This window comes from Marinomonas mediterranea MMB-1 (assembly GCF_000192865.1).
GTDB lineage: Bacteria > Pseudomonadota > Gammaproteobacteria > Pseudomonadales > Marinomonadaceae > Marinomonas > Marinomonas mediterranea.
In genome coordinates this window covers 4,622,696-4,634,867 of record NC_015276.1, presented here as the reverse complement: position 1 = coordinate 4,634,867, position 12,172 = coordinate 4,622,696, and the positions used below count along the sequence as shown (strand labels likewise).

At 44.1% G+C, this 12,172-nt stretch carries 5 protein-coding genes; 3 read left to right on the top strand and 2 right to left on the bottom strand.

Translation table 11 applies throughout. The features are described 5' to 3' along the window. Nucleotides 1-100 precede the first annotated feature (100 nt). A complete protein-coding gene (locus tag MARME_RS20970; protein WP_013663274.1) occupies nucleotides 101-1,213 on the top strand; it encodes a TRAP transporter substrate-binding protein in 1,113 nt (370 codons plus the stop codon). A gap of 100 nt (nucleotides 1,214-1,313) precedes the next feature. Here the strand turns inward: MARME_RS20970 and MARME_RS20965 are convergent, their stop codons facing one another. Beyond that, nucleotides 1,314-3,470: an NAD(P)-binding protein gene (locus tag MARME_RS20965; protein ID WP_013663273.1), complete on the bottom strand. Its 2,157-nt coding sequence runs from the start codon at nucleotides 3,468-3,470 to the stop codon at nucleotides 1,314-1,316. Nucleotides 3,471-3,712: 242 nt separating this feature from the next. On the opposite strand from MARME_RS20965, the gene MARME_RS20960 reads away from it, so the two are divergent. Together MARME_RS20960 and MARME_RS20955 are read left to right on the top strand one after the other, a co-directional pair. Next, nucleotides 3,713-10,438, top strand: coding sequence for a response regulator (locus MARME_RS20960; protein WP_013663272.1), 6,726 nt, complete (start codon nucleotides 3,713-3,715; stop codon nucleotides 10,436-10,438). 7 nt (nucleotides 10,439-10,445) lie between these two features. After that, complete coding sequence (locus MARME_RS20955) at nucleotides 10,446-11,393, top strand: diguanylate cyclase domain-containing protein (RefSeq protein ID WP_013663271.1); 948 nt, start codon at nucleotides 10,446-10,448, stop codon at nucleotides 11,391-11,393. A gap of 68 nt (nucleotides 11,394-11,461) precedes the next feature. Here the strand turns inward: MARME_RS20955 and MARME_RS20950 are convergent, their stop codons facing one another. After that, on the bottom strand, nucleotides 11,462-12,148 hold the full coding sequence (locus tag MARME_RS20950; protein WP_013663270.1) for a 1-pyrroline-5-carboxylate dehydrogenase: 687 nt from the start codon (nucleotides 12,146-12,148) through the stop codon (nucleotides 11,462-11,464). Between the last annotated feature and the right edge of the window lie 24 nt (nucleotides 12,149-12,172).

Here is a 12,172-nt window from a genome sequence, read left to right as displayed (position 1 = left end):
TAAGAAAAGAGTTGTTGTTTTGGTTCTCAGTTTTTACACTGTTGCGCGAACGAATAAATCGTTAGTTTAACAATAAAAATAAACCTCCCAAGGAGTAACAATGCTAAAAATAAATACGTGGGGAAAATGGGCGCTTGCGGGCGTCACAGCGGCGGTATTGAGCGCATGTGGTGGGGCTGACAAAGTGCCAGAAACGGCAAAAGTCGAACCGAAACCTGAAAAAATCGAATGGAAAATGGTAACCACTTGGCCAAAGAATTTCCCAGGTTTGGGAACGGGTGCTGAGTATATGGCCAAAAACATTACCGAAATGTCGGGTGGGCGACTGACGGTGAAAGTCTATGCTGCGGGTGAGCTGGTTCCACCACTCGAAGTGTTTGATGCGGTATCACGAGGGACGGCTGAGTTGGGTCATGGCGCGTCTTATTACTGGAAAGGCAAAGTGCCGGCTGCACAATTCTTCACTGCGGTACCTTTTGGTATGACGCCTCAAGAGATTAATTCATGGATTTACCATGGTGGCGGTATGGCCCTTTGGGAAGAAATTTATGAGCCTTTTAACCTTATTCCTCTGACTTCTGGTAACAGTGGAGTGCAGATGGGTGGTTGGTTTAATAAAGAAATTAACTCCCTTGATGATTTCCAAGGTTTGAAGATGCGTATCCCTGGGTTAGGTGGCGAAGTGCTGTCTAAAGTAGGTGGAACGCCAATTAACTTGCCAGGTGGTGAAATCTTTACTGCGTTGCAAACGGGCACAATTGACGCCACTGAGTTCGTTGGCCCTTATAATGACTTAGCGTTTGGTTTATACAAGGCGGCCAAATACTACTATTACCCAGGTTGGCACGAGCCGGGCTCCGAAATGGAGTTATTAGTCAACAAAAAAGCGTTTGAAGCGTTGCCGAAAGATTTACAAGCGATTGTAAGAGCGGCTTCTCGTCAAGCGACTCAAGATATGCTTGATGAGTTTACAGCGAAAAATAACGATGCACTGCAAACACTGGTGACAGAGCATAACGTTGATCTTCGTCCGTTCCCTAAAGATGTCTTAAAAGCGTTGAAGAAAGCGTCTGAAGAAACCTTAAACGAAGTTGCAGCAAGCGACGAAATGAGTAAAAAGGTCTACGATTCCTTTAAAGCGTTTATGAGTAAAGTCTCTGCATGGCATGCGGTGTCAGAGCGTGCGTATATCAATGCGCGAGACGCTGAATAAGCTAGGGAAGTGTTAACTGAAAACGCGCTAGGAGCGATTTCTCCTAGCGCTTTTTTTGTCAGATAGCACTAACGTTGAGTTGTATTTAACACCGCGAACGCTATTCCTGCGTTTTTATGATCGCCTCAGCGGTTTGCAGCCCCGATAGTGTCGCGGACTCCACACAGCCCATATTAAATCCATTTTGAATCCAGTCTCCTGTTAGCAACAGGTTGCTAAAGCCACTTTCGTCGGTTTTTAGGCGGTATTGCGCGGTGCCTGTGATCGCTTGAACATAACGCTCAGAAGGGTCGATATTTGAGCGCCAGTATTGGCTTTGGAACCTACTTTCGCCCTCTGAACCACTCGTATCAGATAGCCAATCCCATTCAAACACGCCAGTCTCTGGATTGGCATTGTTCATAAATGGGTGAAACTTCTGTGTCATCATGGTTTTGGTGAGTTGTTCAACAGACGCTTTCTGTGCCATTGGGTATTGAGGATTTGGCGCTTTTGGCGCCGGGGTAGTTGGTGTAAAGGTACCGCAGAAATAGCTGATGTTTTTTGGTGTGGCATCTGCTGGCCAGTCTTCAACTTTCGTTAAATAGCTCACCGACGCCCAGTTATCGACCTGCTGTGTTGCGTACCCTAGCCACTCGGGCTGTAGCTCTCCTACCTTATCTGCAGGCCAGCCTAGTTCTTTTACGTCTTTATTGAACCAAAGTTGAAACGCCTGAGTGCAGACCGTTTCAACTTTCTCGGTCATCTTAGCCATTTTGGGACTCTTCTCTAATAAAGAAGGAGCAACATAAGGGATTGAAGCGACCGACATGCCTAAAATAACACGGTCAAAGTCTGTTCCAGCGACCAACTCGATTTGAGGTTGATCGTATATTTCAGGCCAGTTTGTCCAAAGCGACTCAAGATCAATTTTGTTAGCGATGAGTTTTTCCGCAATGTCGTCTTCAATTTGGTCGTAGATTGGTGCGGAAGGCCAACAAGGTAAACCTTTTACATCGACAAGCGGGTCATAGCCTTTCGCTTCATCCTTGAGAGGAACTTGTTTTGCAATTTTAATCTTTTCAACAATGGGGTTGCCGCTGGCGTCTGTGCCCGCTACCAACTCTTGAACGTTATGGAAAAACTTAAATTTTACGCCTAACTCGTTCAACACTTCATAGTATGGGCCAAAGACCACGTCCCCCATACCCGCATGCATTCGATAGACGAAGGTACCATTACTGTGTGTTGCGCCGTAAATAATCGCATTCAAAAAGGTGCCTGTTTCTAGATTGTGTTTTTCCATGTCGCCGTTTTGGTAAGCAAAGAAACCACAGTAAACGGTGTTCATAAATGGGCCATCTAGCGTTTCTTGGCTGGCACCATGATTTTTCATCCAGTCGGAAAATTCGATGTCGTTTAGGTGGTCGTAGTGATCGTGACTGCCGCTGTCTTTTAACATACCAATGGCGAGGGTTAGTCCGAAGTCGGCTAATAACCATAATCGGGTCACACACAGCTCTGCTTCATCGACATCTTTTTTTGTGATGTCGATGCCAAGGAGTTTTTTGATGGTGAAGCGCAGAAGAGGGTTGTCTAGTAAGGGAAGAAATTCTTCCGCTTTCTCACAAATTTCAGCAATGACCTTTCTTAGGCCAACCAATATGTCTGCAAGGCCGTCTTCAATGGCTTCTTCGACATAATCTTCAATCTTCTTGAATTGTTTTTCTGCTTTTTCTATCGCCTCAATTAAGCTATCAAATTTTGGATGCTTGTCTAATGTGGTTTTAAGCTCATTAGCAAAAGGCGAAAAGAAGCGTTGGATAACTTGAACGATTTTAATAGCAAACGACTCGTCATTATCGACTTTGCTATCACCATCAAAAAAGGATTGTAAATCAAATACCCAGGGAATCCATTCGTCTTGGTAGTACTGAGCAACGGCGGTTGAATTGTGTGGAACAAAAGCGTCGTTAAAGGTTTGCATAGGGCCGGTTTGACGATTAAGTTCTTGATAGCATTCGCGCATGAACTTGATGGACTGCTGATAAAAGCCAAACCAGACGTGAATGCCATGCTCTTCAATACGTGCATGCTCTGCCATATTACGTCCACTGGCCCCCTTACCTCCGATGCGCCAGCCGAGCTGATATAGGGTGATGTCGTACTTTTCTTTCCAATTTTCTTCTCGCGTTAATCGAAATGCGGCGGTAATGGCGGATACGCCTCCACCTAAAATAGCGATTTTTTCAGGTGATTTTGAATTCAACGATTGCATATAACCTTCCTTCTTATCCTATTATTACGGTGTACGTTCTACACTATTTGTGCCTTTTTCTACTAAATCGACAACCATTGCCCATATTATATGGCTTGGTTATGTTAAATTTGATGAAACGCCTTGCACTGCTTTTGCAATTTACCATAGGGTATGGAAGGTACAAGTAGAACTTTGAAGCAATGAAATCAGCTTCAAATGCTTTTCTTTTAGAACGTTCTCTGAAATTAGGGAAATAGGAAATGATCGAAATTCCTGGCTATCAAGTTCAGTCACTACTCTCAGAAGGGAAAAACTCTCTGGTTTTTAAGGCCTTAAGGGAGTACGACTCAACTCCTGTCGCTGTGAAGTTACTACGGCATGAATTTCCTAGCTCAGACCAAGTGAACAGTTTTAAAAGGGAGTTTTCGATCTGCCAGAGACTCAAGCAGGTAGAGGGGGTTGTTGAGGCGTTTGCATTAGAACGTCACGAAAACTCAGTGTGTATTGTTTATGAATATGCCAGTGGTTTGAGTTTAAATAACTATGTGAAGCAACACTCCGTTGCGCTACGAGAAGCGCTTTCTATCGCATTAAGAGTGGTGACGACGTTATCAGATATACACAACGAGCAAGTGATTCACGGTGACTTAACACCGAGAAATGTTTTGTGGGACAGCCAGCATGGTACGTTGACGTTATTGGACTTTGGTATCGCTAGAGAATTTGGTGAGCAAGAGCTCAAAGCCCAAAGTCAAAAGTTTATGGGGTCGTTGCATTACAGCTCGCCGGAGCAAACGGGGCGTGTCAATCGTGTCTTAGACTACCGCACAGACTATTATTCATTAGGCACCACTTTATATCATTTATTGTCTGGTCGTCCTCCGTTTGAAACAGAAGACCCTGTACATCTAATCCATTGTCATCTTGCCATTGAGCCGACTCCTTTGGTGTCTTTGGATGCAAATATTCCACAAGTCGTGTCTGACATTATACAAAAGCTGTTAGCGAAAACGCCGGAGGGGCGATATCAAAGCGCATCCGGCCTGATTCACGACTTACGCCGCTGTATTGATGAACTCGATCTACATAATGAAGTGTCGAGTTTTATGATTGGGCAGAAGGATCAATCTTCTTACTTTTCGGTGCCGAACAAACTTTATGGGCGTGAAGAGCAGCTCGCCCAGCTCTCTAATGCTGTTGACTCGTGTTTTTCTGGTCAAGCCGTATTTGGTTTGATTAGCGGGTATGCCGGGATAGGTAAATCCTGCTTGATTAATGAGTTACGTCAGCCTATTGAAGCGAAATCAGGTTTTTTCATTCAAGGAAAATTTGATCAATATAATCGTGACCTTCCGTATTCGGCGATTAAAAAAGCGTGTCAGGATTTAATTCGTCAGATACTAATGGAAGACGAAAGTAAGATAGATGTGTGGCGCGCGAGCTTAATTGAAGTGCTTGGTGAGAATGGTCGAGTCATGACTGACTTTATTCCAGATCTCTCTTTAATTGTCGGTGATCAGCCTGAGCTAGTTCACATTTCGGCGATTGAATCTCAAAATCGATTTAATATTATTTTTCCGCGCTTTATCGAGCTATTTTGTAGTGAAAAATATCCTCTAGTGATGTTTTTAGACGACTTGCAATGGGCTGACAATGCATCGCTGCAATTGATTGAGAATGCAACACGTAATAGTCAAATGCACCACCTACTCTTGCTCGGCGCGTATCGAGATAATGAAGTCGCGGCGACGGATAAACTGACGCTTGTTCTTAAAGAGGTGCATCAGCAACAACAATTTCAAGTCGTTGATATAAAACTGAATGCGTTATCGCTTGAACAGGTCGAAGCCTTTATTGGTGATACCGTTAACCGACACGATTCGGATCAGAAAGCCTTGGCGAAACGTTGCTTTAATAAGACTCTTGGAAATCCATTTTTTCTGAATCAATTGTTGGAAGCGCTGCACAAAGAAGCCTTACTCTATTTTGACCGGTTTGAAGGAAAGTGGTCTTGGGACATTGAGCGGATTGATGCGTGGCAAGTATCGGATAATGTGGTGGACCTTATGCAAAGTAAGATTCACCGGTTGCCTAAAGAAACCCAAGAGCTTTGTCAGCTCGCGGCCTGTATTGGCAATGAATTTGACTTAGTGATGCTCGCTAGCTTGAATAATCGCGAGGTTAGTGATGTAGAACAGCACATTCGAAACGCGGCTTCTCAAGGGATTGTTGTCTCCATTGATGACGCTTTATTGTCGACGACGGCACTTAGTATATCTTCATCTAGCTCATCGACGGTTCGATATCGTTTTCTGCATGACCAGGTTCAGCAAGCGGCCTATTTTCTGACGTCAACGAATGACCGTTCGGTTGCACATTATAAAATTGGCAAATTACTGATTGAGCAAACTAAAAGTGATGACTCCTCCGAGAGGTTGTTCAGTATCGTCAATCATTTAAACCGTTCTATTCGTCTGATTGACACCGACGCATTTAGGCTTGAATTAGTGCGTTATAACTTAACTGCGAGTCAAAGAGCGAAGCGTGCTAACGCGTATGATCTGGCGTTGACTTATATTAATGTCGCCAACGATCTACTGGGTGAAGAGGGTTGGAAAACACACAGTGATTTGAAGTTTGAATGTGTAAAAGAAAGTGCCGAAGCGGAACAACTTTGCGGGGATATTGACGCGGCCCACACGTATTGCCGTTCGTTATTGGATCACGCGTCGAATGATCTAGCCAAAGCGGATATCTATGCGCTGCAAACGGAGCTGTATTCTAATCATGGCCGTTTTTTAGAAGCGCTTGAATCCGGTTGTGAGGGTATTCGATTATTGGGCGTTTATTGGCCTGATACGCCGGAAGACCTTGAACAAGCGATGTTAAAAGAGTCTGAGGCGATTCACGGTTATTTGAAGAAAAATACGGCCGCTTCGTTGCTTGAACTGCCGGAAATGACGGATGAAAAGCAAGTAATATTGAGCAAGCTATATGGTCTTATTTGGGGACCTGCTATCAATGTGAACTTGCCGATGAGTACATTGGCCGTTGTCAAAATGGTGGTGCAGTCTATTGAATATGGTAATGGTGACATATCACCATTTGGCTATGTTAACTATGGTTCTATGCTCAGTGCATTTTTTGGTGACTATCAGTCTGGCTACGAGTTTGGTGAACTGGCGGTTAATCTTGTCGAAAAAACCAATAATATTCCGTTCCGGTGTAAGGTTTACACTATGTTTGGTGTCACCAACAGTGCCTGGACGATTCCTGTAAAAGAAAGTATCAAGTTGCTGCGCACTGCCTTAGCGGCTGGAATGGATGTTGGAGACCGTATCTGGATCAGTTACAGTGCTTTCCATATATTGAAACTGATGAAGCTGGCAGGCTTTTCCTTGTCCGACATTCAAGCGGAAACTCGAACCATTCGGCCGATTATTGAAAGTATGGGCGATCCCAATACGCTAGAAGTATTGGAAATATTAGAAAGAAACAATCGGCTGCTGACGGGCGAAAGTGACAACCTTTACGCTTGGGATGAGGATGGCTTTAGCGAAGACAGTTTTGTTCAAAAAATGGCGAGTCAGCAACATGCGTTGTGCTTGAATTACTACCATACGACCAAAATGTTGGAATGCCTGCTTTTAGGGCGTTTTGAGGAAGGCGTATCGATGGCGGAACAAGCTGAAGGAACGCTTCCTGCAACGTTTGGTTGGTTAACCAACGCAGAGTATTACTTTATACAAAGCTTGTTGTTAGCGTCGTTGGAAGAAGGACATGAATTTGTCGAGCGCCGTCAAAAACAGCTTCATAGTAATTTAAGTCGCCTCCAAGATTGGGCCGAACATAATGCTCACAATTTTATGCATCGTGAGCTGTTACTTAAGGCAGAAATTGCGCGGCTTGAAGGTAATGACTCTGAAGCCATTGATTTATACGATAAAGCCATCGAACTTGCGTTAGACAATGGGTTTCAACAACACGCAGCCATTGCAAATGAGTTGGCCGCTCGTTTTTGGGACAACAAGAATAAACGTAAATTTGCGTATTACTATTTACGTGAAGCGCATCATGGCTATATGAGCTGGGGCGCGTACGCCAAAGCGGGGCAGCTAGAAAAAGAATACCCTGAATTAATTCGAAGTCGCGAAACTTACGCTGAGCATTTTACGACACAGAGCTTTACGGATACCACGATCAGCTCTGGAAATTTAGATTTGATGTCGGTAATGAGAGCAGCCCAGATCATCTCTGAAGAGATAGTCTTGGAACAGTTGCTCGAAAAGCTAATGGTCACTATCTTAGCTGAAGCGGGTGCGCAAAAGGGATCGCTTGTATTGAACATGGATGGCCAATGGCGGATTCAAGCGTCAGGGGGCATTCAGGATAGCAAAATACAGGTTATGCAAAACCGAGTAATCTCAGAACAGCTGAGGGACGAAATCCCTTTATCCATCATTACCTATGTAAGGCGTACTCACGCGCCAGTTATTATCGATGATGCCCGACAAAGCAGTAATTATAGTAAAGACGCATATGTCTCCAAATATCAGCCTTTGTCGGTGCTTTGCTACCCTATTTTAAAACGCGGGAAAATAATCGGGTTGTTGTATCTTGAAAACAACCTTGTCCCCGCGGCTTTTACAACCGATCGTTTGCAGGCGCTTAATATCTTAGCGGGTCAAGCGGCCATTTCGATTGAAAATGCGTTGGTGTATGAAACGCTTGAAAAGCGAGTCACGGACCGAACTGAAGAACTGAATGTTGCGAAGGTGCTCGCAGAAGAAGCGAACCGGGCTAAGTCGTTGTTCCTTGCCACGATGAGTCATGAAATTCGCACACCGATGAATGCGATCATTGGATTAAGCCGACTCACACTGAAGACACCATTGAACCTAGATCAAAAAGACTTTATGGACAAAATCCTCGAGTCCGCAGAAGGTCTATTAGGCATTATCAATGACATTTTGGATTACTCCAAAATCGAAGCGCATAAGATGGTACTGGAGCAAACTCGATTTGAGTTACAGTCTGTGATGTCCAGAATCGTTACCATTTGCGCGCTAAAAGCAAAAGAAAAAGCACTAGAGCTTCATGTTGATATTGACTCCGATGTGCCAGCCTTACTGCTGGGCGACCCTTTGCGCTTGCAGCAAATACTGACGAACTTAGTGAGTAATGCCATTAAGTTTACTGAAAAAGGATTTGTTGGAATTCGAGTAAGCTTAGAGCAAACGCAAGAGGGTACGCCGCAAGTCAGGTTTGATGTTACTGATTCAGGTGTTGGTTTAACTCAAGAACATCAAAGGGAGTTGTTTAAACCTTTTACTCAGGCCGATGCTTCCATCACCCGAAAATATGGAGGGACAGGCTTAGGATTGGCAATTTGCCGACAGCTTGTTGAGTTAATGAAAGGGCAAATCTGGGTGCGGAGCCATCTTGGGAAGGGGTCGACGTTTGGCTTCAGAATCCCGGTGCATTCGTATCAGGAAGATAACGATTTGGCTTATAAGCATTTAGACTTTTCAAAAGTGAGAGTCTTGGTGGTGGATGACAGCAACATCGCTCGACGAGCCATCGTTTATATGCTGAAAGAAATTGGCGTACAGTGTGATGATGTGGGCGCTCCTATCGAGGCATTGGAATGTATTCGAGAAGGAAACGGTGCATCCACGAATTACGATGTTCTTTTGATGGAGCGCTACCTAGCGGGCGTGGATTGCTTGGATACGATCCGAAAAATCAAGAAAGAGTCATCGAATAAAAACTTAACGAGTATCATCGTGTCGTCGTTCTCTGACGAAGAGAAGCAACTGCTGAGTGTTGATCGTGACATTGATGATGTGCTTGATAAACCCGTTGATCTGAGTTCATTGCGTCAGGCGCTCGTTGAGCACTACCCAAATCGTCTTGTACCAGCGCATGCTGCCACAGATGAATTGCCTGTCGAAGGTGCGGTTTTGCGTCATAAGCGAGTGCTTTTGGTAGAAGATAATGAACTTAATAGCCGCGTTGTTTTAGGTTACCTCGAAGAGTCAGGTGTCATGTTAGACATGGCTGAAAATGGCCAACAAGCATTAGAAAAAGTACAAGAGGTTCACTACGATGTTGTTCTGATGGATCTGCAAATGCCGATTATGGATGGCATTACGGCAACCCGAAAAATCCGAGCTGTTTTTGATGAAAAAACACTGCCTATTGTGGCAATGACTGCGCATGCCAGTGTCGAAGATAAGCAGCGCTGTCTTGAAGCAGGGATGAATGACTACATTACCAAACCGGTAGACATTGATGAATTGTATGGGGTGATGAAGCGGCATATGTCGTCTGTACCAAAAGCGTTATCGGAAGAGCCTCTAAAGGGTGAGGACAGTGCCGTTAATTTTGTGCATGCCTTGTATAACGAGGTTGGTTTGGATACTTATCGCGCGCTGTCTCGTGTAAAACAGCGTTTGCCTCTCTATATCAGTACGGTGGTTGAGTTTAATAGCTTATACCATAATATCGTGAATGAGCTTAGAGCGTGTGTTGAAAGCAATGATCTCGGTGCGCTCTATATTAAAGTACACTCTCTCAAATCGAACCTTGCTTATATTGGTGCAAAAAACGCATTTGATTTAGCTCAGGACTTAGAGAAGCGGTTAGCGAATAAAGAAGAAGGGAAGCTTGAACTCGAAAGACTGTGCTCTTTACTTACGCCATTGCTGAGTAAAATTGACCAGGTGGTAGGAAATTATACAAATTGCTCGCAAAATGAGCAAAAATTTAGTATATCTTCTATTAATGAACTCGTTACTGAAATTCAAAAACTCCTTGAAAAATCGGATTTCTCAGTAGAAACGCTCTTAAATGAGTTAAAACAGGTTAGTAAAGACCGCTCTTGGTATGAACATGTTTTGGAAGTCGATAAGTTAGTCGACGAAATCGAATTTGAAAAAGCAGCGACTGTCATTACCGAGCTAAGAAAGCAACTAGAGCCCTAAACGTTTTATGATTAGCAAAGAACTGCCTACCGTACTCATCGTGGACGATGAAAAGAATAACTTGCGTATCCTTAGTGATTTATTGAGAGATGAGGTTCACGTTATTCTGGCTAAGGACGGTCAACAGGCAATCGCAAAGGCGAGACAAATGAAGCCCGACATCATCCTGCTTGATGTCATTATGCCAGGCATGGACGGCTTTTCGGTGATCTCTGAGTTAAAGCGATTGCCCGAAACCAGCTCTATACCTGTTATTTTTGTTAGTGCATTGAGTGATGCTGATAGTGAAGCGAATGGTTTAAAGCTCGGGGCATGCGACTACATTCATAAGCCGTTTCATGCTGACATTGTAAAGGCACGAGTTCAATTACATTTAAAATTGCTTCAGCAGCGCTACTTGCTCGAGCGGTTGTCAAATATTGACCCTTTAACCTCGATTGCTAACCGACGTAAATTTGATGGACATCTCAAAGAAACATGGCTACAAAGCCAAGAAAAGCGCGCTTCATTCGCATTGGTCATGATTGATATCGATTACTTTAAGCAATACAACGACACGTTTGGTCATGCCGCTGGCGATATCGTACTTGAGAAGGTGGCGTCAGCCATTAGTTCTAATATTGACTCAGAAAACGATCTTATTGCGCGATATGGTGGAGAAGAGTTTGTATTGATCCTTTCCGAAAAAGACGAAGATCAAGTTCAGAAGCTGACAGAGGCGTGTTGGGTTGCCATTAAAGATCTGAAGATCCCTCATAGTCGAGAAGACGACATAGAGTACGTCACAGTCAGTATGGGAGGGGTCTATTGTTTACCTGAATTCACTCTCGAACCGACTAAAGCATTAGATAAAGCGGATCAGTTGCTATACAAAGCCAAGCAGCAGGGAAGGAACCGAGTTCTTTGGAGTCGGATGGAAGACACAAGCGACAATAAAAAAAGCCTTTCTGTTTAGTTTTAGGGAGGCTAAACAGAAAGGCTAAAGAAAAAGCGACCTGGGTGGGTGCTATTCAGTTGGTATGGTTAGTCGTCGTGGCTACCAAGTGCTAGCAGGCTAGCATTACCACCAATGGCGGTTGTGTTGATACTGACGGTTTGCTCTGTGACAAAGCGAAGCACATAGTGTGGTGCTGCAATAGTAGACAAGTCCTGCGAGTCTATCTCTTCACAAAGTTGAGAAATAAGCCCCGATTTTACTGCCAATCTTTGATTCAAATCCCTTGCAGTACTCTGGTCACATAAGATAGCAATACCTGCTAGATTATCCGCTTCGATTATGGAATCTTGAGCGGATGCCGCGATATTTTGCACGACATTTTCCGGCAAAACCGATGCCATCGCATCCATGATTTTCTGTCCTTCAGGACCAACCGTAATCACAGTATTGCCCGCGATTAACGCTGCGAATACTTGACCAACAAGGCCTACTTTTACTTGCTCGCTGGTGGCATCGGTTGCAGTACATAGAAAGACGCCGCGACCTTGTGTTGCGAGTTCGTTACTTTCGCCAGTCGGCCCAGGCATAATCATTGATTCGCCAATTTGGCGGATCGCATTTTCAATTTGCCATTTCGCCATTAATGCTTGGTTTGCGCTTAGCGTTTGAGCAGAAAGTGTCAATAACTGTGAGCGTCCTTCAACGCCTAGACTGTCCCAGTTCTCAAATACTTCTAACGCGACGTTAATTTGAATAGGTTGTACGATAGACATAATAATCTTCTCCTTCTAACGCCG